The sequence below is a fragment of the Trinickia dabaoshanensis genome (assembly GCF_002879885.1).
Lineage (GTDB): Bacteria > Pseudomonadota > Gammaproteobacteria > Burkholderiales > Burkholderiaceae > Trinickia > Trinickia dabaoshanensis.
The window spans coordinates 140,803-165,303 of record NZ_PNYA01000002.1 but is presented as its reverse complement, the minus strand read 5'-3'; the positions used below and the strand labels follow the sequence as shown (position 1 = coordinate 165,303).

Below are 24,501 nucleotides of genomic sequence, written 5' to 3'. Positions count from 1 at the left end.
CGGCCGGCGTTTCTTACGAAACGACCGGCCGAATCGACGCCTGGCGGGCCTTCGGGTTCTCCGGGCACATTTGTTTTATGGAGGGCGGGACGCTAGACCGGTGCAGCCGGTATGGCGGCGCCTGTCTAACGAGTCGCAAGACTCCACAGTTTGCGAAAGGAGCGGTCGCGCGACAACGCGCGAACCGGCGGTGAACCGATGGCGAAACGGGATTACTACGAGGTTCTGGGCGTTGCCAAGAATGCGAGCGACGACGAGATCAAGAAGGCGTATCGCAAGCTCGCGATGAAGTACCACCCCGACCGCAACCCCGACAACAAGAATTCCGAAGAGCGTTTCAAAGAGGTGAAGGAAGCCTATGAAATGCTCTCGGACGCGCAAAAGCGCGCGGCCTACGATCAGTACGGCCATGCCGGTGTCGATCCGAATATGGCGGGTGCCGCCGGCGCGCAGGGCTTCGGCGGCTTCGCGGATGCGTTCGGCGACATCTTCGGCGACATCTTCGGCCAAGCGGCCGGCGGCGCGGCGCGTGGGCGCGCGGGTCCGCAGGTCTATCGCGGCGCCGATCTGCGCTACAGCATGGAGATCACGCTCGAGCAAGCGGCGCACGGGTGCGAAACGCAAATTCGCGTGCCGAGCTGGGTGTCGTGCGAAATCTGCCATGGCTCGGGTGCCAAGCCCGGTACGAAGCCGGAAACGTGTCCGACCTGTAACGGTTCGGGCGCCGTGCGCATGTCGCAGGGCTTTTTCAGCATCCAGCAAACGTGTCCGAAGTGTCACGGCAGCGGCACCTACATTCCCGATCCGTGCTTGAACTGCCACGGTGCGGGCAAGGTAAAGGAAACGAAGACGCTCGAAGTCAAGATTCCGGCCGGGATCGACGACGGCATGCGCATCCGCTCGTCGGGCAACGGCGAGCCGGGTGTGAACGGCGGGCCCCCGGGCGACCTGTACGTCGAGATTCACATCAAGGCGCATACGGTGTTCGAGCGCGACGGCGACGATCTGCACTGCCAGATGCCGATTCCGTTTACGACGGCGGCGCTCGGCGGCGAGATCGAGGTGCCGACGCTTGCGGGCCGCGCGACGTTCACGGTGCCCGAGGGCACGCAATCGGGCAAGACGTTCCGGTTGCGCGGCAAGGGCATCAAGGGCTTGCGCTCGAGCGTGCCGGGCGATTTGTACGTGCACGTGCAAGTCGAAACGCCGGTGAAGCTCACCGACACGCAACGAGATTTGCTCAAGCAGTTCGAGAAGGCGCTCGTGGAAGGCGGTTCGCGTCATAGCCCGCAAAGCAAGAGCTGGTTCGACCGGGTAAAGAGCTTTTTCGATTGATCGGCCGACGGGCCGATCGGCTGCGCGTTCGTCATGAGGTACCGGGCGGGCGCGCCGACGGATGGGTAGATGAAGGTAGAAGACCGCGGCGCGCCTTTCGTGCTGCTCGACGACTGCGAGGCGAGCGCGACGACGCCGGCGAGCCGGCTCTATACGGGCTTCGTGCGCGAGCACGTTTGCACGAATGCGCAAGCGCTCGATGAGGTTTGCGCCGAACTCGAGCGCGATATGCGCGGCGGCTTGCATGCCGTCGTGCTCGGCGATTACGAGTTCGGACGAGATCTCGAGTTCGCCCAGCGGCGGCTTTCGCTGTCCGCGGCGCGGCCGGTAATCCATTTCACGCAGCGTGGCGGCGACGCCCCGCTGCGTTTTTTGTTGTTCGCGCATTGCGAAAAGCGCTCGCGCGAGCAGGTCGATGCCTGGCTGGCGGCACTCGACAGCGGATCGTGCGCGGACGGTGGAAGTAGCGAGCCGCTGCCCCCGCCATCGGTCGCCGGTGCGGCCAATGTCGTGGAAAGCGTGACCTGCGACGAATTCGTGAGGGCGATCGCAGCCGTGCATGAAGCGTTGTGCGCCGGCGAGTCCTACCAAATCAATTACACGTATCGCCTCGGGTTCGACGCGTTCGGATCGCCCGTCGGGTTATACCGGCGCTTGCGCGAACGGCAGCCGGTGCGTTACGGCGCGTTGATCGCGTTGCCCGGCGATGAGTGGGTCCTGTCGTGCTCGCCCGAGCTTTTCGTCGAAAAGCTCGGAGCGCGCCTGCGCACGCGGCCGATGAAGGGGACGACGGCACGTGGTGCGTCGGCCGATGACGATGCGCGCGCAGCGGCGTTTTTGCGCTCGGATCCGAAGAATCGCGCGGAAAATCTGATGATCGTCGATCTGCTGCGCAACGACTTGTCGCGCGTGGCGAAGACCGGCTCGGTCCGCGTTCCCGCTTTGTTTTCGGTCGAACCGTATCCGTCGATTTGGGCTATGACGTCGACGATCGAAGCCGATTTGATCGAACGCACGTCGTTTGCGGACGTCCTGCGCGCGCTCTTTCCGTGCGGATCGATCACGGGTGCGCCGAAGCATCGGACGATGCAACTCATCGACGAGATTGAAACGACGCCGCGCGGACTCTATACGGGCATGATCGGCTGGATCGATCCGTCGCCGGCTGGCGGCTGCGGCGATTTCTGCCTATCCGTCGCGATCCGCACGCTCACGCTCGACGCGCCGGCCGATGCGGGCGCGACGCGGCGCGGAACCATGGGTGTCGGCGGCGGCATCGTGCTCGACAGCGTGGCGCTCGACGAATACGCCGAGTGCCGGCTCAAGGCGAAGTTCTTGACCGGCGCCGATCCCGGCCTGCAATTGTTCGAAACGATGTACGCCACGCGCGAGGATGGCGTTCGCTACCTAGAGCGGCATCTCGCCCGGCTCGGCGCAAGTGCCGCCGAACTCGACTTCGTGTTCGACGCGCCTGCGCTGCGCGAGCGTCTCGCCGCGCATTGCGCGAGCTTGCCGGCAGGCGTCGCGCACCGCGTGCGGCTCGCGTTGAGCAAGGGTGGCCAGTCCGACATCGCGGGCGGACCGCTCGCAGCGGTGCGCCGCCTTACCGACGCGCGGCACGCGAACGAGTCGCCAAACGATTCGCTTGCCCCGGTCGGGGTGGTGCTGGCGCCCGAGCACGGCTTCGCGGCAACGCGCTCGGACGCGTATCTGCTGCGTCATAAAACGACGTCGCGCGCCGACTACGACCGCGCATGGCGGCTCGCCGAGACCCTTGGCGGTTTCGATGCGCTGTTCTTCAACGAGCGTGGGGAATTGACCGAGGGCGGGCGTTCGAACGTGTTCGTCAAGCTGGACGGCGATTGGTACACGCCGCCGCTGTCGGCGGGACTGCTGCCCGGCGTGATGCGGCAAGTCTTACTCGACGATACGGCGATGGGTGCTCGCGAGCGAACGTTGACGCAAGCCGATCTCTTGCGCGCGCAAGAGATCGTCGTCTGCAATGCACTGCGCGGCGCCTTGCCTGCTCGAATCATCCGCAACGCATGAATCCGGCCTTCGGAACACGCGCCGCCCGATCGCTTGGACCGCGGCGGCGGGCGGATGCGACAGTTAAAAGACGTGCTCGGGGCCGGGGAACGAGCCGTCCTTGACGGCTTTCACGTAAGCCTCGATGGCGGCGCCGATGCTCGGGGCGCCCGCCATGAAATCCTTGACGAAGCGGGCCGGCTTGCCGGGAAAAATCCCGAGCATGTCCTGCAAAACGAGTACTTGGCCTGAGCACTCCACGCCGGCGCCGATGCCGATCGTTGGGATCGCGACGGCGTTCGTCACGTTCGTGGCGACGGCCGGCGGGATGGCTTCGAGCACGATCAATTGAGCGCCTGCGTTCTGCACGGCCAGCGCATCGCGCATCAACTGCTGCGCGCCTTCCTCCGTCTTGCCTTGCACTTTGAAGCCGCCGAACGCATGCACGGATTGCGGCGTGAGCCCCAAGTGCGCGCATACCGGTACCGAACGTTCGACGAGGAAACGGATCGTCTCGGCCAACCATTCGCCGCCTTCGAGCTTGACCATTTGGGCGCCCGCGCGCATCAGCTCGACCGAGCTCGCGAACGCATCGGCGGGCGTGCCATAGGTGCCGAACGGCAGGTCGGCGACAATGAGCCCGCGCGGTTGCGCGCGCGCGACGCATGCCGTGTGGTAGGCGATGTCGGCGAGCGTGACCGGCAGCGTCGTCGTTTGACCCTGCACGACGTTGCCGAGCGAATCGCCGATCAACTGCACGTCCACGCCGGCACGGTCGAGCAGCGAGGCGAAGCTTGCGTCATAGCAGGTCAGCATCGCGATTTTTTCGCCCGCTTGGCGCATCGCTTGCAGTTTCGGCACGGTGATCTTCGGCCGGTTGGATTCCTGCAAATAGGTCATCGAAAGTCTCGCATACGAAAAGAATGATGAGCGCGAGCGCGCTGCCGGAGCGGATATTAAAGCGCTTTGACGAAGCTTGCCTTGCGCCCGCGCATCGTCTCGATGTGCTCGAGCAGCAGGGCGAAATCCGCGTCGGATTCCAGCAGGTCGAGGTGCTCGGTATTGACGGTCAGCACCGGGCTCGCGTCGTAGTGATAGAAGAATTGGTCGTAAGCGTCGCCGAGCTCGCGCAGGTAAGTTTCGGTGATGCGCCCTTCGTCGGCGCGCGAGCGCTTTTGTACGCGAGCGAGCAACGTTGCGGGGCTCGCCTGCAATTGGATGACGAGGTCAGGAACGGGCGCATCGACAGGCGCTATACGCCCGGCCAGCCCTTCGTAAAGGCGCCACTCGTCGTCATCGAGGGTGAGGCGCGCGAAGATCGTACTTTTTTGCGGCAGAAAATCGGTGACGACGGCGCCGCCGCGCGCGAGCAGATCGGCCGTTTGACGGGCTTCTTCGGCCCGCTGCACGGCGAATTGCAACTCGGTATGCAATGCGTAGCGGGTCATGTCGCCGTAAAAGCGCGCGAGAAACGGGTTGGCCTCGGGCCGCTCGAGCAGCGGGCGCATCGGCCAGCGCTCGGCGAGTCGCTGTACGAGCGACGTTTTGCCCACGCCGATCGGACCTTCGACGGCGATGTAGCGATGCGGCGCGCGCAGATCGGGCGCTGTCACCGTGACGGGCGGCGCGTTCATCGACATCAGGACTTACCGCCGTGGCTTGCGGCGGACGCTTCCGCCTCGCTCGATGCGGCACGGCTCTTCGTGCATCCGCCCACGGCTTTCTTTGCCGCGTTCGCCAGTGCGTCGGCGACGGGACAGCAGCAGGTCTTCACTTTTTCGATGCGCTGATGGGCCACGCCGGGCAGCAATGCATCGGCGCGGCCATGGCCGGGAATGGCGATTTCCGGATCGATCTCGACGAGCGGCACGAGCACGAATGCGCGCTCGAACGCGCGCGGATGCGGGATGACGAGATCGGGCTCGTCCATGCGCGAATCGCCATACAGGACGATATCGATGTCGAGCGTGCGCGGCGCGTTGCGAAAGGGACGCTCGCGGCCGAAGTGATGTTCGACCCGATGACAGAGCGCGAGCAGCGCCGGAGCGCCCAGCGACGTTTCGAGCTTGACGACCAGATTGTAGTAATCGTCGCCGCCGGCATCGATGGGCGCGGTGCGGTACAGGCTCGATTTCGCGAGCACGGTGATGGCATGCTGCTGGGCGAGGCAGACGACCGCATCCTTCAGGGATTGGCGAGCATCCCCTAGGTTCGCGCCTAGACCGAGATAAGCAACCGTCATGGCATAGCTTCCTACGACTTCCTGACTCGACGTTCGGCGGCGTACCGCCGCCCGTTCAGTCCTCTTGCGAGCTCGGTGCGTCCACCGTATCGGCGTCCGCGCCTTCGCCGCCCTTGCGGCTGCGTCCACCGCGGCGGCGCCGCTTGCGCGGGCCGCGCTCGCGACCGCCTTGCGACAGCAGCGTCTCGCGTTCGGCGGGGGTGCCCTCTAGGAAGGACGTCCACCACGCGCCGATCGCGGGATCGAGCTCACCCGATTCGCACCGTAATAAGAGGAAATCATAACCCGCTCTAAATCTTTGGTGTTCGATGAGCTTCAGCGGGCTTCGACCGGAGCGTTTTTCCAGACGCGCCTGCAAGCCCCAGATCTCGCGCATATCGGCCGAGAAACGTTTGTGAATCGCAAGCTTCTCGGTTTGCATCTCGAGGACGTCGTCCATCGCGTGATGGATCGCGGGTACCGGAAACTCGCCGTTCGCTTCATATTGCTGCGCGCGCTGCTGCACGTCGTGCCAAAGCAGCGTCGCGAACAAAAATCCGGGCGATACGCCCTTGCCTGCCTTCACGCGCGCGTCGGTGCTATTGAGCGCCAGGGTGATGAACGACTCGCCATGCGGCTGCTCCAGCACGACGTCGAGCAGCGGCAGCAGGCCATGATGCAGGCCGTGTTTGCGCAGTTGCTTCAGGCACGCCAGCGCGTGGCCCGAGAGCAGCAGCTTGAGCATTTCGTCGAACAGACGCGCGGCCGGGACGTTGTGGATCAGATCGGCGAGCGGCTCGATCGGCGCGCGGGTGGCTTCTTCGATCTCGAACCCGAGCTTGGCCGCGAAGCGCACCACGCGCAGCATCCGGACCGGGTCCTCGCGATAGCGTGTGGCCGGGTCGCCGATCATCCGCAGCAAGCGCGCGCGGACGTCGCCCATGCCGTTGTGATAGTCGAGCACCGTCTGCGTGGCCGGGTCGTAGTACATCGCGTTGATCGTGAAGTCGCGCCGCGTCGCATCTTCGTGTTGCTCGCCCCAGACGTTGTCGCGCAGCACACGCCCGCTTGCGTCGACGGCGTGCGTGCGCCGATCGAGCTCGTCGCGGCGCAGGCGCTTGGGCGCGGCATCTTCGGCGGGGGCTTCCTTCGGGGCGCCCCCCGAGGGGGTTTCCTTCGGGGCGTCCACCAGGGCGCGGAAGGTGGAGACTTCGATGATCTCCTGCCCGAACTGCACGTGCACGATCTGAAAGCGCCGGCCGATCAGCCGCGCGCGCCGGAACAGGCGCTGCACTTGTTCGGGCGTGGCATCGGTCGCGACGTCGAAATCCTTCGGCGCGATACCGAGCAGCAAGTCGCGCACGGCGCCGCCCACGATGAACGCGCGGTAGCCGGCCTGCTGCAACGTGTCGGTCACCCGCACGGCGTTGCGCGAGATCAGCGACGGGTCGATGCCGTGGATGTCGGACGACAAAATGACCGGCACGTCGGGCCCGGACGCGCTCGCGCGCTTCTCGGGCCGCGCTTTCTTGCGGCGCGGCTTGGGTGCGGCTTCGCCGGCCGCTTGATTGGCGGCTTGGTCGGTCCAGACGGCCTCTTCGGCGAGGGAATCGTCCCTCGCGGTAGCGGCCGTATCCGTGTCTTGGCCGAGCAGCTTGCGGATGAGTTTCTTGATCACGACGGTTGGAAAAGATCGAGGATGCGCCAGCCCTTCGCTTGCGCATGCGCGCGCAGCGTGGCGTCGGGATTGGTCGCGATCGGATCGGTGACCTTCTCGAGCAGCGGGATGTCGTTGTGCGAATCGCTGTAAAAGTAGCTGTGTTCGAAGTCGGCCCAGCTCTTGCCGAGCGACGCGAGCCACGACTCCACGCGTACGATCTTGCCCTCGCGGTAGCTGGGGGTGCCCGTGCCGCGCCCCGTGAACGGCGAGTGCGGCTCGCCGTCGACGGTCTCGACTTCGCAGGCGATGAGCATCGGCACGCCGAACGCATCGGCGATCGGGCGCGTGATGAATTCGTTCGTCGCTGTAACGATGCAGCACAGGTCGCCCTTGTCCTGGTGCTCGCGCACGAGTTCGAACGCGACGGGCGTGAGGGCGGGCTTGATCACTTCGTGCATGAACTGCTCGTGCCATGCGGCGAGCTCCGCGCGCGAGCGATGGGCGAGCGGAGCGAGGATCGTCTCGAGATACGCGTGGATATCGAGCTGGCCGCGCTTGTAGTCGGCGTAGAAGCGGTCGATGTCACGCAGATAGGTTTCGGCATCGACAATGCCGAGCTTCACGATGAAGCGGCCCCATTCGTGGTCGCTGTCGGTCGGGATGAGCGTGTGATCGAGGTCGAAGAGTGCGAGGTTCGTCATGAGTGCGCATTTTACTTGAAGCGGCTCGGCGCGGCCGGCGAGCCTTCGGATGGGGCCTCGCCGGCCGGCAATGCGAGCATCGTGCGTAGCAACGGTAGCGTGATTGCGCGCTTTTGCTCGAGGGAGAAACGGTCGAGCGCGTCGAGCAATGCCATGAGGCTCGGCATGTCGCGCCGGAAGTGGGTGAGCAGATAGGCGGGCACGTCGTCGGCGAGCGCGATGCCGCGCTCCTTGGCCGCGTGCTTGAGCACGGCACTCTTGCGCTCGTCGGGTAGCGGGGCGAGGTGAAACACGAGGCCCCAGCCCAGGCGCGTGCGCAGATCCTCGCGCACGGCGAGACCGAGCGGCGCGGCGTTGCCGGCGGCGACGAGCGCGCTCGTCGGATGCGCGCGCACTTCGTTGAACAAGTTGAACAGCGCGATCTGCTGCGCGCCCGAGAGCTTGTCGCAATCGTCGACGGCATAGATCGCGATGTTCGGATCGAACGTGAATGCCGTCAAAGCGCTTTGCGGGCCGAGGAACGAGGCGCGGCCCGGCGCCGCGCTATGCACGAGCGCGGAGAGCAGATGGCTGCGGCCGCTGCCGCTGTCGCCCCAAACGTAGAACGTGCGGTCGGCGAGCGGGCCGGCCGCCAGCGCGCCCTCGAGTTCGGCAAGCCGCGCGACGAGTTCCGCGTTGGCCCCGGCGAAGAAGTTTTCGAACGTCGACGGCGGCGGCGTGCCGAGGTCGAGCGTCAATTGGCGATGCACAGTCACGATGTGAGAACGAGAAACGATCAATTCTTATAAAGCGTGCTCGCGAGATAGCCGCGCCGCACCTCGCGCAGCGCCGTCGACAAGATCGCGCTCACGGGCAGCGCGAGCAGCACCCCGAAAAAGCCGAACAACTGGCCGAAGGCGAGCAAGGCGAAGATGACCGCGAGCGGATGCAGGCCGATGCGCTCGCCGACGAGGCGCGGCGTGAGAAACAAGCTCTCGAGGATTTGCCCGATCCCGTAGACGACCGCCACGGCCACGAAGCCGTAGACGCTGCCGAACTGCAACAGCGCCGCGAGCAGCGCGAGCGCGAGGCCCGTCGCGAAACCGACATACGGGATGAATACGGCGAGCCCCGTGAAGATACCGACCGGCAGCGCGATCTCGAAGCCCGCGATCGTGAGCGCGATGCCGTAGAACGCGGCGAGCACCGCCATCACGAGCAACTGGCCGCGCAGATACTGCGAGAGCGTGCGATCCATCTCGACGGCCAGCTCGAGCGTCTTGGGCAGCCAGCGCCGCGGCACCATCGAGGCGAGGCGCGCGAGCATCGTATTCCAATCGTAGAGCAGGTAGTACAGCACGAGCGGCACCATGACGACGTCGCCCACCACGGTGATCATGACGTTGCCGCTCGTGCGCAGCGACTTCCAGGCCGCGAGCGCGACGGTTTGCGCGCTGCCTTCGAGCTGGTTGGTGAGTAAATCCCGCAGGCTCGAGAAATCGAAAATATCGCCGTAGCCCCATAGCGCGAGCTTCGGTTGCACCCAGTCGTGCAGATGCGAGATCAATCCCGGAATCTGCGCTTTCAACTCGGGCCCTTCCTTTTGCACGACCGCGAACACGAGCAGCGCGAGCAGCGAGACGATGATGGCGAACACGAGCATCATCAGGAGGGCCGCGATGCCGCGCGGCACGCGATGGCGTACGAGCCAGGCGACGCCGGGCTGGAGGATGTACGCGAGAATCGCGCCGAGCAGGAATGGCGTCAGGACGGGACTGAGCAGCCAGAGCAGGATGCCGAGGCCGAGCGCGACCGCGCCCCAGAAGAGGGCCTGACGTTGGTAGGGCGTGAGAATCGTTGAATTCTGCGACAAAGGCGTGTCCCGGTCTGCATCGGTTAAAATCGCATTTTACCGACCTTCTCGCTCTTCCCCATGAATCAACCGAAATCCGCTTCGGACGCCAACGCCGGCGCCCAGGGTCTGTCGTATCGCGACGCGGGCGTCGACATCGACGCAGGCGATGCGCTCGTCGACGCCATCAAGCCCTTCGCGAAAAAGACGATGCGCGAAGGCGTGCTAGCCGGTATCGGCGGGTTCGGCGCGCTGTTCGAGGTGCCGAAGAAGTACCGCGAGCCCGTGCTCGTCTCCGGTACCGACGGTGTCGGCACCAAGCTCAAGCTCGCCTTTCATCTGAACAAACACGATACGGTCGGCCAGGATCTCGTCGCGATGAGCGTGAACGATATCCTCGTGCAAGGCGCCGAGCCGCTGTTCTTCCTCGATTACTTCGCCTGCGGCAAGCTCGACGTCGGCACGGCCGCCACGGTCGTGAAGGGCATCGCGCAAGGCTGCGAGCTGGCCGGCTGCGCGCTGATCGGCGGTGAGACGGCTGAAATGCCGGGCATGTATCCCGACGGCGAATACGATCTCGCGGGCTTCGCCGTGGGTGCCGTCGAAAAGAGCAAGATCATCGATGGGGCCGCGATCGCCCCGGGCGACGTCGTACTCGGTTTGGCCTCGAGCGGGATTCATTCGAACGGGTTTTCGCTCGTGCGCAAGATCATCGAGCGCGCCAACCCCGATCTGTCCGCGGATTTTCATGGCCGCTCGCTCGCCGATGCGCTGATGGCGCCGACGCGCATCTACGTGAAGCCGCTGCTCGCGCTGATGCAAAAGATCACCGTGAAGGGCATGGCCCACATCACGGGTGGCGGCTTGGTCGAGAACGTTCCGCGCGTGTTGCGCGAGGGGCTGACCGCCGAGCTGCAAGCTTCGGCGTGGCCGATGCCGCCCCTGTTCACGTGGCTGCAGCAGCACGGCGGTGTCGCCGATGCCGAAATGCACCGCGTCTTCAACTGCGGGATCGGCATGGCCGTGATCGTGGCGGCCGATGCGGCCGACGAGGCTGTGCGCGAATTGACGGCGGCCGGCGAGCAAGTGTGGAAGATCGGCACCGTGCGCGCTAGCAAGGACGGCGAGGCTCAGACGGTGGTGGTCTGAGGTATAGCAAAGCCGCGTTGCCGGCGAAGAAGTGCAAAAAACCGCTTGGTATCGAGTATGGAGCCAGGCGGTTTTTTTATGGCCGTTCGTTTTGTGCGATGACGGCCTCGAGCGCGCGCACCGCCTCTTCGGTCGCATCCGGCGCGCAGCAATCGATGACGATCCGCTCGGGCATCGAACGCAGCCAGGTGAGTTGCCGCTTGCAGAGCTGGCGCGTGGCGAAAACGCCTTTGTCGCGCATCGTCGCATAGTCGATCGCGCCGTCCAGATACTCCCATGCCTGCCGGTAGCCGACACAGCGCATCGACGGCAGATTCGGATCCAGATCGCCGCGCGCGCGCAGGCCCCGCACTTCGTCGATGAAACCCGCGGCGAGCATCGCGTCGAAGCGCTGTTCGATGCGCGCGTGCAGCACGGCCCGGTCGCTCGGCTCCAACGCAATCGGCACGAACCGGTACGGCGTCGATTCGTCCTTGCGCTCCGGCGCGGCCAGCAAAACGGACATCGGCTGTCCCGTCAGCATGAACACTTCGAGCGCGCGTTGGATGCGCTGCGCGTCGTTCGGCGCGAGGCGCGAGGCCGTGGCCGCATCGACGCCGGCGAGCCGGGCATGCAGCGCGGGCCAGCCATCGCGCGCGGCATCGGCTTCCAGCGTCGCGCGCACCTCGGCATCGGCGCTCGGCAAGTCGTTCAGGCCCTGTGTCAGTGCCTTGTAGTACAGCATCGTGCCGCCGACGAGCAACGGCGCGTGGCCGCGCGCCAGGATTTCTCCAATCGCGTGCAGCGCGTCGGCACGGAAATCCGCGGCCGAGTACGCTTCGGTCGGATCGCGCACGTCGATCAAATGGTGGGGCACGCCCGCGCGCTCGGCGAGCGTCGGCTTGGCCGTGCCGATGTCCATGCCACGGTAGACGAGCGCCGAATCGACACTGACGATTTCCGTAGCATGCCTAGCCGCGAAGGCGAGGGCCGCGGCGGTCTTGCCCGATGCCGTCGGGCCGAGCAGGCAAGCGACCGCGATGCGATGAGACTCGTTCACGCGTTTATTGCCCGCGCAAGAAAAGACGGTCGAGATCGCCGAGCGTCAGTTGATACCAAGTCGGCCGGCCGTGATTGCACTGATCGGCGCGTTCGGTCGCCTCCATCTGGCGCAGCAGGGCATTCATCTCATCGAGCGTGAGGCGCCGGTTGGCGCGCACCGCATGATGGCACGCCAGCGTGCCGAGCAACTCGTGCTGATGCTCGGTCAGCACGCGCGAGCCGCCGTATGCGTGCAAATCGGCCAGCACCGCGCGCGCGAGCGCGGGCAGATCGGCATCCTTGAGCAGCGCCGGCACGGCACGGATCGCGAGCGTCGTGGGCGAGAGCGCGGCCAGATCGAAGCCGAGCGTATCGAGCGCGTCGCGTTCTTCCTCCACGGTGCCGATCTCGACCGCATCGGCCGTCATCGAGACAGGGATCAAGAGCGGCTGCACGGCGATCGTCCGCTCGGCCAGCGCGCGCTTGAATTGCTCGTAGAGGATCCGTTCGTGCGCGGCATGCATATCGACGATGACGAGCCCACGCGCGTTTTGCGCGAGCACGTAGACGCCATGGATCTGACCGATGGCAAAGCCGAGCGGATGATCGAGATCGGCGGCCATCGGAGCGGGACTCGCCGCGAATCCGCCTGCCGCGGCGGGTGCCGCGCCATCGCGCATTTCGAATGCGCTCGTGCTCTCGTGCTTGCCGTCCTCGGGGCGTGCACCGTCCTTGCGGCCGAACAACGCGTCGTAAAGCGCGAGCGGTTGCGCAACCGGCAGCGTGCCCTGGACCATGCGTGAATCGCGCATCCAGGTCGTACCGCCGCGGCTGGCCGCGGCAATCGACGCGCCGCCCGGCAGCGCGCCGGTGGCGGCGCCGTCTTGCGCGATGGGCAGCGGCTCGATTTGCGCCGCGTGACCGAGCGCCGTCGTTTCGGGCGAAGCGCCGGCGTGCCGCGCGAGCGCCCGCTGCAACGCGTGGAATACGAACTGATGAATCGAGCGCGAATCGCGGAAACGCACTTCGATCTTCGAGGGGTGCACGTTGACGTCGACGGCTTCCGGCGGCAGATCGAGGAAGAGCACATACGACGGATAGCGGTCGCCGTGCAGCACGTCTTCGTAAGCTGCGCGCACCGCGTGCGTGAGCAGCTTGTCGCGCACGAAGCGGCCGTTGACGAAGAAATATTGCTGGTCGGCGCGCCCGCGGCTGGCCGTGGGCAGCCCCGCGCAACCGTACAGCGCGATCTGTCCGGCGTCGTGCTCGAGCGGCAGATGCGCGGTGGCAAACGCCTCGCCGAGGATTTTCGATACCCGCGCGGGCGGCTCGCTCGCGTTCCAGTGTTCGAGCGCGCGGCCGTTGTGCATGACCGAGATCGTCACGTCGGGCCGTGCGAGCGCCGCGCGACGGATCATTTCGACGCAATGGCCGAGCTCGGTCTGCTCGCTTTTGAGGAACTTTCTGCGCGCCGGCGTGTTGAAGTAAAGCTCGCGCACTTCGATCGTCGTGCCCACGCCGCCTGCGGCTGGGGCCAGTACGCCCGTTTGCGCGTCGATGCGCGTCGCATGCGGCGCGTCGGGCGTGCGGCTCGTGATGAACATCTCGGCCACGGAGGCGATCGAGGCCAACGCCTCGCCGCGAAACCCGAGCGTGGCGACGGCTTCGAGTTCGGCGAGCGAGCGGATTTTACTCGTCGCGTGGCGCATCAGCGCGAGCGGCAGCTCGCCGGGCGGGATGCCGCAGCCGTCGTCGGTGATCGAAATGCGTTTGACGCCGCCCGCATCGAGCATGATCCGCAACGTCTTGGCGCCGGCGTCCAGTGCGTTTTCGAGCAATTCCTTGACGACCGATGCGGGACGCTCGACCACCTCGCCCGCGGCGATTTGGCTGATGAGCTGATCGGGTAGGGCGGCGATCGCGCGGCGCACCGGCGCAATCGGCGCCGCGGCGCGCTCATTCGCGGCCGGCGATTCGGGGAATTGGGACATGGCGCCATTATAGCGATTTGCCATCGGCCGATTTCCGCGGTGGGCAAGGCTTGCCACGCCGTTTCGAGACCGGCCGCGCGGTTTCTGTATCATGGCGCGAGGGTGTCGGCGCTTGCTCGCGGGAAGCGAGTTCGACCGTGCGACGCTTCGCTCGTTTTGACCTTTAGGAAGGATTGCCTTTGGACACGCTGCTTCATTTCGTCGCCTTGATTCTGCACATCGACAAGTTTCTCGGCGATTTCGTCCATCAATACGGCGCTTGGGTCTATGCCGTATTGTTCCTGATCGTCTTTTGCGAGACGGGGTTGGTCGTATTGCCGTTTTTGCCCGGCGATTCGTTGCTGTTCATCGGCGGGGCGTTCTGCGCGACGGGCGAGATGAGCTTGCCGTCGCTGATCGCGCTGCTGCTCGTGGCGTCCATCGGCGGCAATAGTCTCAATTACTTGATCGGCCGGGCGATCGGGCCGAAGGTGTTCAACACGCACATCCCGATCTTGGAGCGCTTTCTCGATCGCGCCGCGCTGCAAAAGACGCACAACTTCTACGAGCGCCATGGCGGCAAGACGATCGTGCTCGCGCGCTTCATTCCGGTCGTGCGTACGTTCGCACCGTTCGTCGCCGGCGTCTCGGACATGCGCATGGGCCGGTTCCAATTCTTCAATGTGACCGGGGCCGCGCTGTGGGTGCTGTTGCTCGTGCTGGCGGGGTACTTCTTCGGCAATATCCCGTTCATTCGCCAGTACTTGAACTTGATCGTGCTCGTGGGTGTGGGCGCGGCGATCGTGCCCGTGGCGCTGGCCGCGGCGTACAAGCTCTTGCGCAAGAAGTCGTCGGGCCACATCGCATCGAACGGCGGCAGCCGTTGAGCGAGCGGGCGGGCGCCGGTTGTCCGGGGGAAGGCGCCACCGAAAAGCGGTTCATAACGAGGTAGCGAGGTAACGAGGAGGGGGAGTCATGCAAGGTCCGACTAGCGACGTTCGCCTCATACCGGCCGAACTCGACGCGTTGCGGCCCACGCAAATCACCGTGGGCTATCACGAGGTCGAGCTCAAGCGCACGCATTGGAAGTCGCTCGATAAGAAGGCCCGCGCACAGGCGATTTCCACGCACTGGTTCCCGGCCGTATTGGGTCCGGGCCAACAGTACTTCGTCGTCGATCACCACCACCTCGGTTTGGCGCTCATCGAGGAGGGCGAGCGCCGCGTGCAGATGATCGTGCTGCGCGATCTATCTTGGTTGGACCCGGTTATCTTCTGGCGCATGATGGAGCACTTCCAGTGGGTGCATCCGTTCGGCCCCGACGACACACGGCACGATTACGACCGGTTGCCGAGCCGTTTGACCGAACTCGTCGACGACCCTTATCGCAGCTTGGCGGGCGAGCTGCGCCGCGTCGGCGGCTTTGCCAAGGACACGACGCCGTTCAGCGAGTTCTTATGGGCGGATTATCTGCGCCCGCGGATTGCCGAGAAGCGCATTCGCAAAAACTTCGACAAGGCCCTCGACGCGGCGCTCGCCTGTGCGCACGACGCCGAGGCTCGCTACTTGCCGGGCTGGTCGGGCGCGAGCACGGTCCGGTAATCCGACGTTCGATGCCATGACGATCGATACGGGGCACGCCGCGGCGGCGCATCTGCAAGACCCGTCGGAATATGCGCGGCCCGGCGCGCGCAAACCGCCGGCGCAGCGCGTCCTGAAGGATGTGCTCGCGGGGATGTCGATCGCCGGCTTGCTGCTGCCCGAAGCCGTCGCTTATGCCGGCATCGCCAACATGCCGCCGCAGGCGGGCCTCGTCGCGCTGCTCGCCGGTCTGACCGTCTATGCTCTGCTCGGGCGCAGCCGGTTCGCCATCGTCTCCTCCACGTCCTCGTCCGCGGCGGTGCTGGCGGCCACGGTCAACGCGCAAGCGGGCGGCGGCGCGGCGCAACTGGCTTATGCCGCCGCGCTCGTCGCGGCGACGGGCTTTTTGTTCGCGCTGGCGGGCTTCGCGCGCTTGGGTGGCATGTCCGATTTCGTCGCCAAGCCGGTGCTGCGCGGGTTCGCGTTCGGGCTCGCGTTCACGATCGTCGTCAAACAGTTGCCGAGCATCCTCGGCGTATCGTCGCATTACGGCGACGTGCCGCGCATGGCTTTCGATCTCGCGCGGCAGGCGCTCGCGTGGAACGTCCACAGCGTTGCCTTGGGCGGCGCAGCGCTCGCGATCTTGTTCGCGCTCGGCCGGCGCGCGCGGATTCCGGCGACGCTCGTGGTCATCGTGCTCGGCATCGGTGCCGGGTATTTCATCGATTGGCATCGGTGGGGCATCGCCGTCGTCGGCGCGATCGACGTGCGGGACGTACACGTCGGGCTGCCCGCATTCGCGCGAACGCAGTGGGTTCAAACGGCCGAACTCGCGTTCGCGCTGATGCTCATTCTCTACGCGGAGTCGTACGGGTCGATTCGCAGTTTCGCGCTCAAGCACGGCGACGAGATGTCGGCCAATCGCGATCTCGTCGCGCTCGGCGGCGCCAACGTCGTGTCGGGTCTGTTGCAAGGCATGCCCGTCGGCGCGGGCTACTCGGCCACGTCGGCCAACGAGGCGGCGGGCGCGCAGACGCGTTGGGCCGGGCTCGTCGCGGCGATCGTCGTCGGGCTCATCGTCGCCTTCTTGCGGCCCGAGCTCGCCCGCATTCCGGAGCCCGTGCTCGCGGCCATCGTCATCTATGCCGTGAGCCATTCGCTGCATCCCGACGCGTTTCGCCCCTACTGGGTCTGGCGTCGCGACCGGCTCACCGCGATTGCCGCATTGGCCGGCGTGCTCGTGCTCGGCGTGCTGCACGGCTTGTTGGTCGCGATCGGCGTGAGCTTGCTGCTGACGCTGCGCGATTTTTCCGAGCCGATGGTGAGCGTACTCGGGCGCTTGCGCGACAGCCACGATTTCGTCGATCTATCGACGCATGCGGATGCCCGCCCTGTCGACAGCATCATGATCTTGCGACCGGAGGCGCCGCTCTTTTTCGCGAACGCCGACCGCGTGCTCAGCGAGGTGCGCAAGCTCATCGCCGCGCAAGCGAGCACGCCCGCGACGGTCATGCTCAGCTTGGAGGAGACGCCCGACGTCGACGGCACGGCGATCGAGGCGCTGCGCATCTTCGCCGCGGAATTGCGCGCGCATGGGCAGCGGCTCCTGCTCGTGCGCTTGAAACCGCGCGTGCTCGAGGTGCTGAGCCGGGCGGCCGATGAAACATTGCCGCGCGACGCGCTTCACGAACTCAGCGTGGACGAGTGCGTGCAATCGGTGCTGGCGCCGTAGCGGCAAGGCAGGCCCGCGCTTGAAGCTCGGGATAGCCCGGCGATGGCCGCGATGCACGTCGAAGCGATTTTCATCGCGGCGACGAAACTGTAAAAGCGCATAGGCACTGTTTGTGCGGCGCGCAAGCGTCGATGATGGGCATCGCATGCATCGCAGCGGCGCCCTTGCCGCCGCTGCCCCGTCATCCAAGCCAAGGAGCCCCGCTCATGAAAGCCGTCGCCTACTTCCGTAATTTGCCGATCGACGATCCCGAATCGCTGGTGGACGTGCAATTGCCCGATCCGCAGCCCGGTCCACGCGATTTGCTGGTCGAGGTGCGGGCCGTCTCGGTCAATCCGGTCGATACGAAGATACGCGGGGGTGTCGCCCCGGAGCCGGGACAGCCGAAAGTCATCGGCTGGGATGCCGCCGGTGTCGTGCGCGCGGCCGGGGCCGGCGTGACGCTGTTTCGGCCCGGCGACAAGGTCTGGTACGCGGGCTCGCTCACGCGCGCCGGCACGAACAGTGAACTGCATGTGGTCGACGAGCGCATCGTCGGCCGCATGCCGGTATCGCTCGACTTCGCCCACGCCGCCGCGTTGCCGCTGACGACGATCACCGCTTGGGAGCTGCTGTTCGATCGATTGCGGGTTCCGGAAGGCGCCGGGCCGGCGGGCCGGTCGCTGCTCGTGATCGGCGCGGCGGGCGGCGTGGGTTCGATTCTCGTGCAGCTTGCGCGCCAACTCACGGGACTGACCGTCATCGGTACGGCCTCGCGGCCCGAAACCGCCAAGTGGGTCAGCGAGCTCGGGGCGCATCACGTCATCGACCACACCAAGCCGCTGGCCGAGGAACTCGCGCGCATCGGCGTGGGCACGGTCGATCACATCGCGAGCCTTACACACACCGACGCGCATTTCCCGCAAATCGTCGAGGCGATCAAGCCGCAGGGCAGCGTCGCGCTCATCGACGATCCGAGCCTCATCGACGTTCGCCAGCTCAAACGCAAGAGCGTCTCGCTGCATTGGGAGTTCATGTTCACGCGCTCGATGTTCGATACGCCGGATCAAATCGCGCAGCACGAACTGCTCGATCGCGCGGCGGCGCTGATCGATGCCGGCACGCTGCGTACGACGTTGAGCGATCATTTCGGAAAAATCGATGCGGCGAACCTCAAGCGGGCGCACGCGCTGATCGAGAGCGGCCGCGCGCGCGGCAAGATCGTGCTCGAGGGATTCTGATTGAGATAGGACGTGTGGCGAGCGAAGCGGGGCAGGCGGTGCGGCTGCCCCGCTTTCGCTTTAGGGCAGCGAAATGGTCAGGTTGGCCGATTGCGCTTCAGGCAGGATCAGTTGCGAGTACGGCGCGAGCGCGCGCATCGTGGAGCCTCGCAAGTAGGTATTGAGGCTGAAATACGCGCCGAGCGCGACGAGCGCGAAGACGGCGCCGATCGTCCACAGCGGCAATTCGTGCTTGAGCCGGTGTGCGATCTGATCGGGTAGCGTCCAATGCGGCGCGAACGGGGCGCGCTTGCCCTTCATTTGGGCGATCTCGTCGCCGAGCCGGCCCGTCAAATAAGAGAGCTTCTCGGGTCCTTCGAGCAAGTACTTGCCTTGGAAGCCCAGCAGCAGGCACAGATGGAAAACCTCGAGCGATTGCAGGCGTGCCGCGCCTTGCGCCCGGCACGATTCGAGCAGCTCGAAGAATTTCTCTCCGGCCAACTGTTCGCCGAACAAAACGAGCTGCAGCGGCCGGCGCTCCCACTCGGCGCGGATCTTGAATCCCGAGGCGAGCACCGCTTCGTCGATCGCCGCGCAAAACGCGAACTTCGAGGCGTAGATGTCGTCGGCCGGCGCATTGAGCTTTTTCGCGCCGCGTTCGAAATCGGCGAGGAACGCCTGCACGCGAGCGCTGAACTCGCCCGCATCGTCGGGTTCGCGTCCTTGCTTGAGCAAAAACACCATGAAAAAGCCGTCGTACAGCAAGTCGCGCAACGAGCGTGCTTGGACGTTCGCCTCGGTCGAGGCCGAGGGCGGCGCGGACGACGGCGCATTGGCGCCGAACAGCGAAGGCATTTGACTCATGACGTGACCGCGATAAGTTCGAGTTTGAGGTCGTTGATGCCGGACGGCGCATAGATCATCGCCGATTGTGCCTGCAGCATTCGGTCGTAGAGGCTACTGCGAGATTCGAACGCGAAATAGCAAGCGCCGGGACGCACCGGTACGGCCGGCGGCACTTGCGGCGTGTAGACGAGCCGCACGCCCGGCATCGCCGAAAGCACGAGCTTGTCCACGTCGTCGGGCGCGCCCACTTTGAAGCGGGCCGGTACGGCTTCGACGAGTTCGACGGCGGGCATGTCGGCCGAGACGGCCAGAAAGAACGTGGTCTTTTCGTCGATCTTGCCCGAATCGAGCCGGCCCACGTGGAACGACGGACGCACCTCGTCGAGCGCGATCGCGAAGTAGCGCGTGGAAATGACGGTTTCGAGCAGATCGCGCACCATCGTATCGAGCAGCGCGAAGCCCGCGCCGGGATCGTCGTGCCGATAGGCCGGCAATTCGGCCAGCGTATAGCGCTTGGAAAACGTCATCAACTGTCCGGCCAAGCGCAGCAACTCTTGGAACAGGCGCTCGGGGTGCAGCGTGGGCTGCTGCAGCAAATGCACGAGCGAGGCGACGGCGCCGTTGGCCGTGTGCAGCAGCCAAAACGAGGCGATGTCGCCCGAGCGGAATTCGATGATGTTTTTCGTCGGCTCGCGGTGGAAGCCGTACAGCGCGCTCACTTTCGCTTGCAGTGCGTCGATCAGTTGACGAAGGCGCTGGTGGAGAATGGGCGATGCCTCCACGGCCAAACACGGCGGCACGAACGACTCGTCGATCTCGAACCCCGAGGTGGCCGTGCGCCGCAGCCGTGCGAGCGGCACGGCGTGCAATTGCGCGCGCGGCTCGGTATGGCTGATCAGCTTCACGCGCGTCTTGAGGAACGTCAGGTTGGCCACCGCCGCATCGGTGAATTGATCGGGAACGCTCGCTTGCTTGGACGCGTAGCGCGACACGAAGGCGTCCGTCGATTCGTCGGCGCAGTTGCCGCCCGTCTCGCGCAGCGGATGCAGCGCGAGATAGAACATGAACTCGCCGACGCCCTCGGGCAGCGTGTCGAGCGCGATCGGCTGCGGCAGTTCGTCGGCCAGCGGGGCCGAGAAGAGCGTGCCGTCTGGAAACACGAGAGAGAGTTCGGACAGACGCAGCAGATTGTTCGCCAATGCGTCGGCGTCGAACCGCACGCTGCGCAAGCCCCAGTTGAAGGGCTGAATGGCGCGTATCGATTCGAACACCCGCGCCTCGTGATAGGCGTCTTGTTGTTGGAAATGCTGGGGCCGCAGAAAGAGCCCCTCGCCCCAAAGCAATTTCGCCGAATAACTCATCTCGATTTCACTATCAGGTTTTCATAAATTGCACGTGGCCGCCGCGACAGGCGTTGGACTCGCCGCACAACGGGTCTTTGACCGGTTCCCTAGCCGCAACTGACGGACGAAAGCAGATTGAGCGCTTGCATCGGCAATTGCGGATCGGGCGAGATGACTGCGCCGCTCGTGACGGTCATCGCGCAGTTGTGAAGGCCGATCATTATGCCGGATTTCTCGGATTTAGCTGGGTCGAAGGCGAATTTCCAACGCTGCAGGGCCGGGTCGCGAAACAATGCGACGACGCCGAACGCTTGCGCTTCGCGCGTCACCTTTTCGGTCATTTGGTAATGCTGTCCGGGAATGAGCGTGACCTCACGGACGCTGAGCAAATCGGCCCCGAGCGTGCTTTTCTCCTTGGCGGGATCGGTGAACGTATCGAACGGCGCCTGCTGGAACGAGGTGGGGTCCTTCAACGCATAAAGCCGCACGACGAGCGCGAGCGGATGGTTGTCGGTGGCCGCGTTCAGGTTGTTCGCGGCGGCAAGCGTGAGCGGGATATCGCGCGGCGGCTTCTGCGAATCGGGCACCGGCGGTTTGCCGATACCGGCGGCTTGCAGCGCCGTGGAAGCCGCGGCGCCGAGCACCGAAACGCCGGCGGCGCAGCCGCCCAATAACGCGCACACGGCAAGCGGCCATGCGAGGCGCGACCAAAAATGAAATCCGCGAACTTTACGACCCACGCCGGCACCCCGTGCAAGTTGAAGCATTTTTCCATTCAACCGCGTTCGAGTGGCGGTTGGCAATCCGACGCTGCCAAGGCGATCGGTTGTGACGTACAAGTTTGTCTATCTCGAATCCGCCGGAATACAAGGGGCGGAAATTTTTTCCACTTCACATTTCTTAACGTATTGGATTCGGAAATTATTTCGACATCCTCAATCGATCTATCTGGGATATTGCCCCGTATTCAAAGCCAGAGGAATCTCATTTGGTGCGGCCTAGTTGAATTATCGAAAATTGGCCGGTACTATACGCGCGCACTCGCCGCAAAGCAAAGTTGCGGTTTCCCTCCCGAGAATTAATAAGCTGCCTGGCAGTAAGTAAGAATGATGAAACAACGACTTTCTCAATTTTCCGCGGCGGTGCTCGTGTGCGCCGCGCTGGTCGGCTGCGCGACGCAAAATTCCGGTGCGCCCGCATCGCCCGAAGCGTTCAACAAAGCGCTTTCCGACGCCGATGCCGTGGCCAAGGGCGGCGATCAGTCGCGCGCACTCGCGCTCTACGATCAACTGACGAAGATGGATCCGACGCGCGAGGAGCCATGGTCGCGCATCGCCCAGATCCAATTCCAACAAGCGCATTACGGCCAGGCCATCGTGGCGGCGCAAGAAGCGCTGTCGCGCGATCAAAGCGATCGCGACGCGAAGAGCGTGCTGGCGGTGAGCGGTCTGCGCGTCGCGACGGAGTCGCTCGGCCAGTTGCGGCAGGATGCGGCGCTCGCCGGCGATGCGAAGTCGGACGCCGCGGTGCTCGCTCACCAACTGCGCGACACCCTCGGCGAAAGCACGTTGTTCCCCGAGGAAGTCGAGAAGAAGTCCGTCGCGAAGAAGCGCCGCTATGTGCGCCGCCCCGTCGCTGCGGCCCAAAAGCCCGCGGACAAAGCCGCCGAGAGCGATGCGGCCGTGCCGCCGCCGAGCGCGCCGCCGGCCAAGAGTGCCGCACCGGCTCAGCCCGCCAAGAGCGGCGGTGCATCCGATCCCTTCAGTGCGCTTCGCTGATCGGCCCTTTTTGACCTAGTCGCTTCGGGGAGTCATCGATGGCGAAGAAAGAAAGCATCCAAAAACGTCTGCAAAAAGTGCGGCCGCCGCGCGTGCAGCTGACCTATGAAGTCGAGCGCGGCGACGCGATCGAGGTCAAGGAACTGCCGTTCGTCGTGGGGGTCGTGGCAGACCTCGGCGGGCAGTCGGAGATCGAACAACCGAAGCTGCGCGACCGCAAGTTCGTCAGCATCGACCGCGACAACTTCGACGACGTCATGAAAGGCGTCGAGCCGCGCGCGGCGTTCCAGGTCAAGAATCAATTGACGGACGCGGGCGGCTCGTTCGGCGTGGATCTGCGTTTCCGCTCAATGGAAGATTTCGGACCCGACGCCGTCGTCGAGCAAATCGAGCCGCTGCGCCGTTTGCTCGAAGCGCGCTCGAAGCTGGCCGATCTGCGCAACAAGCTCGCGAGCAACGACAAGCTCGAGAGCCTGCTGAGCGAGGTGCTCGCGAATACGCAGCAGTTGCAGGCGCTGGCCGGTGAAACCGGCGCGCGCGGCGATGGTGAAGACAAGCAAGGCGAATAACCGGATCGGGGTGTCAGCATGAATCAACAAACGGCTACGGCTCCCGTCGGCGCCGCCCAAGCGGGCGCCAGCACGTCGCTGCTCGACGACATCGTCGAGAAGAGCAAGGTTGCGAAATCCGATTCCGAGCATGCGCGCGCGAAGGATTTGATCGGCGAGCTCGTGCATCAGGTGATGGACGGCACGGTCGTCGTGTCCGACAACCTGTCCGCGACGATCGATGCGCGCATCGCCGAACTCGACCGCCTCTTGTCGGCGCAGCTCAGCGAGGTCATGCATGCGCCCGAGTTTCAGCGCATGGAAAGCACGTGGCGCGGGCTGAACTACCTGTGCAAAGAGAGCAACACGGGCTCGACGATCAAGATTCGCGTGCTCAACGCGAACAAGCGCGAGATCGTGCGCGATTTCAAGGCGGCCTCCGAGTTCGACCAGAGCGCGCTGTTCAAGAAGGTCTACGAAGAAGAGTTCGGCACGTTCGGCGGTGCGCCGTTCGGCACGCTGATCGGCGACTTCGAGCTCACGCGCCAGCCCGAGGACATGTACTTCATCGAACAGATGTCGCACGTCGCGGCGGCGGCGCACGCGCCGTTCATCACGTCGGCCTCGCCGGAGCTGCTCGGCCTCGAGTCGTTCTCGGATCTCGGTAAGCCGCGCGATCTGGGCAAGATCTTCGATACGGTCGAATACGCGAAGTGGAAGTCGTTCCGCGAGTCGGAAGACTCCCGCTATGTGGGTCTGACGCTGCCGCGCTATTTGGGCCGGCTGCCGTTCCATCCGAAGGACGGCCTCGTCGCCGATACGTTCAACTTCGTCGAAAGCGTCGACGGTTCCGACCACAGCAAGTATCTGTGGTGCAATGCCGCGTGGGCCTTCGCTGCTCGTCTGACGGCGGCGTTCGACGATTTCGGCTGGTGCGCGGCGATCCGCGGCGTGGAAGGCGGCGGGCTCGTGCAGGACTTGCCGACGCACACGTTCAAGACGGACGACGGCGAAATCGCGCTCAAGTGCCCGACGGAAATCGCGATCACGGACCGGCGCGAGAAGGAACTCAGCGATCTGGGCTTCATTCCGCTCGTGCACTGCAAGAACTCCGATTACGCGGCGTTCTTCGCGGCGCAATCGGTGCAACGGCCGAAGAAATACAACACGGACAGCGCGAACGCGAACGCGGTGCTGTCGGCACAGTTGCAGTACATCTTCTCGGTGTCGCGCGTGGCGCATTACCTGAAGGCGATGATGCGCGACAAGATCGGCAGCTTCGCATCCGCGCAAAACGTGGAGCAGTTCCTCAATCGTTGGGTTGCACAGTACGTGCTGCTCGACGATAACGCAACGCAAGAGCAGAAGGCGCAGTTCCCGTTGCGTGAAGCGTCGATTCAAGTGTCCGAGATCCCCGGCAAGCCGGGCTCGTATCGCTCCGTCGCTTTCTTGCGGCCGCATTTCCAACTCGACGAGTTGTCGATCTCGCTGCGGCTCGTGGCGGATCTGCCGAAAGCCGCCGGCGCATAACCGAAAAACCATTCCGACCGCGGCCCGGG

General features: G+C 65.0%; 22 protein-coding genes. 10 read left to right on the top strand and 12 right to left on the bottom strand.

All coding sequences use genetic code 11. The annotated features are described in order from the left end of the window. Positions 1 to 198: 198 nt before the first annotated feature. Together dnaJ and C0Z18_RS02640 are read left to right on the top strand one after the other, a co-directional pair. Positions 199 to 1,335: a molecular chaperone DnaJ gene (gene dnaJ, locus C0Z18_RS02645; protein ID WP_102644000.1), complete on the top strand. Its 1,137-nt coding sequence runs from the start codon at positions 199 to 201 to the stop codon at positions 1,333 to 1,335. A 69-nt stretch (positions 1,336 to 1,404) separates the two neighbouring features. Further along, positions 1,405 to 3,384: a chorismate-binding protein gene (locus tag C0Z18_RS02640; RefSeq protein WP_102643820.1), complete on the top strand. Its 1,980-nt coding sequence runs from the start codon at positions 1,405 to 1,407 to the stop codon at positions 3,382 to 3,384. A gap of 63 nt (positions 3,385 to 3,447) precedes the next feature. Here the strand turns inward: C0Z18_RS02640 and panB are convergent, their stop codons facing one another. The 7 genes from panB to C0Z18_RS02605 are packed head-to-tail and all read right to left on the bottom strand — an operon-like array spanning position 3,448 to position 9,797. Then, the gene (panB, locus tag C0Z18_RS02635; protein ID WP_102643819.1) at positions 3,448 to 4,263 is read right to left on the bottom strand and encodes a 3-methyl-2-oxobutanoate hydroxymethyltransferase; all 816 of its coding nucleotides are present in this window, start codon (positions 4,261 to 4,263) and stop codon (positions 3,448 to 3,450) included. A 56-nt stretch (positions 4,264 to 4,319) separates the two neighbouring features. After that, positions 4,320 to 4,997 carry a deoxynucleoside kinase gene (locus tag C0Z18_RS02630; protein WP_102643999.1) on the bottom strand — a complete coding sequence of 226 codons (678 nt, stop codon included), beginning with the start codon at positions 4,995 to 4,997 and terminating at the stop codon, positions 4,320 to 4,322. Positions 4,998 to 5,002: 5 nt separating this feature from the next. Next, entirely contained in the window at positions 5,003 to 5,605 is a 603-nt protein-coding gene (gene folK / locus C0Z18_RS02625) for a 2-amino-4-hydroxy-6-hydroxymethyldihydropteridine diphosphokinase (RefSeq protein WP_102643818.1), read from the bottom strand. A 55-nt stretch (positions 5,606 to 5,660) separates the two neighbouring features. After that, a complete protein-coding gene (gene pcnB, locus C0Z18_RS02620) occupies positions 5,661 to 7,262 on the bottom strand; it encodes a polynucleotide adenylyltransferase PcnB (protein WP_102643817.1) in 1,602 nt (533 codons plus the stop codon). Further along, positions 7,259 to 7,945, bottom strand: coding sequence for a histidinol-phosphatase (locus tag C0Z18_RS02615; protein ID WP_102643816.1), 687 nt, complete (start codon positions 7,943 to 7,945; stop codon positions 7,259 to 7,261). Before C0Z18_RS02615 ends, pcnB begins: the two co-directional genes overlap by 4 nt. 11 nt (positions 7,946 to 7,956) lie before the next feature. Then, positions 7,957 to 8,700 carry a DnaA regulatory inactivator Hda gene (gene hda / locus C0Z18_RS02610; RefSeq protein ID WP_199189374.1) on the bottom strand — a complete coding sequence of 248 codons (744 nt, stop codon included), beginning with the start codon at positions 8,698 to 8,700 and terminating at the stop codon, positions 7,957 to 7,959. A 20-nt stretch (positions 8,701 to 8,720) separates the two neighbouring features. After that, on the bottom strand, positions 8,721 to 9,797 hold the full coding sequence (locus C0Z18_RS02605; protein WP_102643814.1) for an AI-2E family transporter: 1,077 nt from the start codon (positions 9,795 to 9,797) through the stop codon (positions 8,721 to 8,723). Positions 9,798 to 9,857: 60 nt separating this feature from the next. On the opposite strand from C0Z18_RS02605, the gene purM reads away from it, so the two are divergent. After that, the gene (gene purM / locus C0Z18_RS02600) at positions 9,858 to 10,925 is read left to right on the top strand and encodes a phosphoribosylformylglycinamidine cyclo-ligase (RefSeq protein WP_102643813.1); all 1,068 of its coding nucleotides are present in this window, start codon (positions 9,858 to 9,860) and stop codon (positions 10,923 to 10,925) included. 76 nt (positions 10,926 to 11,001) lie between these two features. On the opposite strand, the gene miaA is transcribed toward purM, so the two are convergent. Both miaA and mutL read right to left on the bottom strand, forming a co-directional pair. Beyond that, the gene (miaA, locus tag C0Z18_RS02595) at positions 11,002 to 11,964 is read right to left on the bottom strand and encodes a tRNA (adenosine(37)-N6)-dimethylallyltransferase MiaA (RefSeq protein ID WP_102643812.1); all 963 of its coding nucleotides are present in this window, start codon (positions 11,962 to 11,964) and stop codon (positions 11,002 to 11,004) included. Positions 11,965 to 11,968: 4 nt separating this feature from the next. Beyond that, complete coding sequence (mutL, locus tag C0Z18_RS02590; RefSeq protein ID WP_102643811.1) at positions 11,969 to 13,936, bottom strand: DNA mismatch repair endonuclease MutL; 1,968 nt, start codon at positions 13,934 to 13,936, stop codon at positions 11,969 to 11,971. A 179-nt stretch (positions 13,937 to 14,115) separates the two neighbouring features. On the opposite strand from mutL, the gene C0Z18_RS02585 reads away from it, so the two are divergent. The 4 genes from C0Z18_RS02585 to C0Z18_RS02570 all read left to right on the top strand — a co-directional run bounded on the left by C0Z18_RS02585 (position 14,116) and on the right by C0Z18_RS02570 (position 18,448). Continuing rightward, entirely contained in the window at positions 14,116 to 14,802 is a 687-nt protein-coding gene (locus C0Z18_RS02585; protein WP_102643810.1) for a VTT domain-containing protein, read from the top strand. Positions 14,803 to 14,890: 88 nt separating this feature from the next. Next, complete coding sequence (locus C0Z18_RS02580; protein ID WP_102643809.1) at positions 14,891 to 15,517, top strand: ParB-like protein; 627 nt, start codon at positions 14,891 to 14,893, stop codon at positions 15,515 to 15,517. Between the two features lie 16 nt (positions 15,518 to 15,533). Then, positions 15,534 to 17,228, top strand: coding sequence for a SulP family inorganic anion transporter (locus C0Z18_RS02575; protein ID WP_102643808.1), 1,695 nt, complete (start codon positions 15,534 to 15,536; stop codon positions 17,226 to 17,228). A 206-nt stretch (positions 17,229 to 17,434) separates the two neighbouring features. Beyond that, positions 17,435 to 18,448, top strand: a complete 1,014-nt coding sequence (locus C0Z18_RS02570; protein WP_102643998.1) for a zinc-binding alcohol dehydrogenase family protein — start codon at positions 17,435 to 17,437, stop codon at positions 18,446 to 18,448. Between the two features lie 60 nt (positions 18,449 to 18,508). Here the strand turns inward: C0Z18_RS02570 and icmH are convergent, their stop codons facing one another. From icmH to tssJ, 3 genes are all read right to left on the bottom strand, one after another. Then, on the bottom strand, positions 18,509 to 19,291 hold the full coding sequence (icmH, locus tag C0Z18_RS02565) for a type IVB secretion system protein IcmH/DotU (protein WP_102643807.1): 783 nt from the start codon (positions 19,289 to 19,291) through the stop codon (positions 18,509 to 18,511). Beyond that, positions 19,288 to 20,634, bottom strand: a complete 1,347-nt coding sequence (gene tssK, locus C0Z18_RS02560) for a type VI secretion system baseplate subunit TssK (protein ID WP_102643806.1) — start codon at positions 20,632 to 20,634, stop codon at positions 19,288 to 19,290. The genes icmH and tssK overlap by 4 nt, the downstream gene beginning before the upstream one ends. Positions 20,635 to 20,723: 89 nt before the next feature. Next, the gene (gene tssJ, locus C0Z18_RS02555) at positions 20,724 to 21,356 is read right to left on the bottom strand and encodes a type VI secretion system lipoprotein TssJ (protein ID WP_233216910.1); all 633 of its coding nucleotides are present in this window, start codon (positions 21,354 to 21,356) and stop codon (positions 20,724 to 20,726) included. 366 nt (positions 21,357 to 21,722) lie between these two features. Here tssJ and C0Z18_RS02550 point away from each other — a divergent pair, with 366 nt between their 5' ends. Genes C0Z18_RS02550 through tssC form a run of 3 tightly spaced genes read left to right on the top strand, consistent with a single transcriptional unit; the run spans position 21,723 to position 24,472 of the window. Then, positions 21,723 to 22,394 carry a tetratricopeptide repeat protein gene (locus C0Z18_RS02550; RefSeq protein WP_199189373.1) on the top strand — a complete coding sequence of 224 codons (672 nt, stop codon included), beginning with the start codon at positions 21,723 to 21,725 and terminating at the stop codon, positions 22,392 to 22,394. Between the two features lie 38 nt (positions 22,395 to 22,432). Next, entirely contained in the window at positions 22,433 to 22,963 is a 531-nt protein-coding gene (tssB, locus tag C0Z18_RS02545) for a type VI secretion system contractile sheath small subunit (RefSeq protein WP_102643804.1), read from the top strand. An 18-nt stretch (positions 22,964 to 22,981) separates the two neighbouring features. Further along, the gene (gene tssC / locus C0Z18_RS02540) at positions 22,982 to 24,472 is read left to right on the top strand and encodes a type VI secretion system contractile sheath large subunit (RefSeq protein ID WP_102643803.1); all 1,491 of its coding nucleotides are present in this window, start codon (positions 22,982 to 22,984) and stop codon (positions 24,470 to 24,472) included. Positions 24,473 to 24,501: the final 29 nt, after the last annotated feature.

What these genes read in the sequence shown, in the direction of transcription:
- dnaJ (WP_102644000.1), top strand. Translation starts at nt 199, where the DNA reads ATGGCGAAACGGGATTACTACGAGGTTCTGGGCGTTGCCAAGAATGCG.
- C0Z18_RS02640 (WP_102643820.1), top strand. Translation starts at nt 1,405, where the DNA reads ATGAAGGTAGAAGACCGCGGCGCGCCTTTCGTGCTGCTCGACGACTGC.
- panB (WP_102643819.1), bottom strand. Translation starts at nt 4,263, where the DNA reads ATGACCTATTTGCAGGAATCCAACCGGCCGAAGATCACCGTGCCGAAA.
- C0Z18_RS02630 (WP_102643999.1), bottom strand. Translation starts at nt 4,997, where the DNA reads ATGAACGCGCCGCCCGTCACGGTGACAGCGCCCGATCTGCGCGCGCCG.
- folK (WP_102643818.1), bottom strand. Translation starts at nt 5,605, where the DNA reads ATGACGGTTGCTTATCTCGGTCTAGGCGCGAACCTAGGGGATGCTCGC.
- C0Z18_RS02615 (WP_102643816.1), bottom strand. Translation starts at nt 7,945, where the DNA reads ATGACGAACCTCGCACTCTTCGACCTCGATCACACGCTCATCCCGACC.
- purM (WP_102643813.1), top strand. Translation starts at nt 9,858, where the DNA reads ATGAATCAACCGAAATCCGCTTCGGACGCCAACGCCGGCGCCCAGGGT.
- mutL (WP_102643811.1), bottom strand. Translation starts at nt 13,936, where the DNA reads ATGTCCCAATTCCCCGAATCGCCGGCCGCGAATGAGCGCGCCGCGGCG.
- C0Z18_RS02580 (WP_102643809.1), top strand. Translation starts at nt 14,891, where the DNA reads ATGCAAGGTCCGACTAGCGACGTTCGCCTCATACCGGCCGAACTCGAC.
- C0Z18_RS02575 (WP_102643808.1), top strand. Translation starts at nt 15,534, where the DNA reads ATGACGATCGATACGGGGCACGCCGCGGCGGCGCATCTGCAAGACCCG.
- C0Z18_RS02570 (WP_102643998.1), top strand. Translation starts at nt 17,435, where the DNA reads ATGAAAGCCGTCGCCTACTTCCGTAATTTGCCGATCGACGATCCCGAA.
- icmH (WP_102643807.1), bottom strand. Translation starts at nt 19,291, where the DNA reads ATGAGTCAAATGCCTTCGCTGTTCGGCGCCAATGCGCCGTCGTCCGCG.
- tssK (WP_102643806.1), bottom strand. Translation starts at nt 20,634, where the DNA reads ATGAGTTATTCGGCGAAATTGCTTTGGGGCGAGGGGCTCTTTCTGCGG.
- C0Z18_RS02550 (WP_199189373.1), top strand. Translation starts at nt 21,723, where the DNA reads ATGATGAAACAACGACTTTCTCAATTTTCCGCGGCGGTGCTCGTGTGC.
- tssB (WP_102643804.1), top strand. Translation starts at nt 22,433, where the DNA reads ATGGCGAAGAAAGAAAGCATCCAAAAACGTCTGCAAAAAGTGCGGCCG.
- tssC (WP_102643803.1), top strand. Translation starts at nt 22,982, where the DNA reads ATGAATCAACAAACGGCTACGGCTCCCGTCGGCGCCGCCCAAGCGGGC.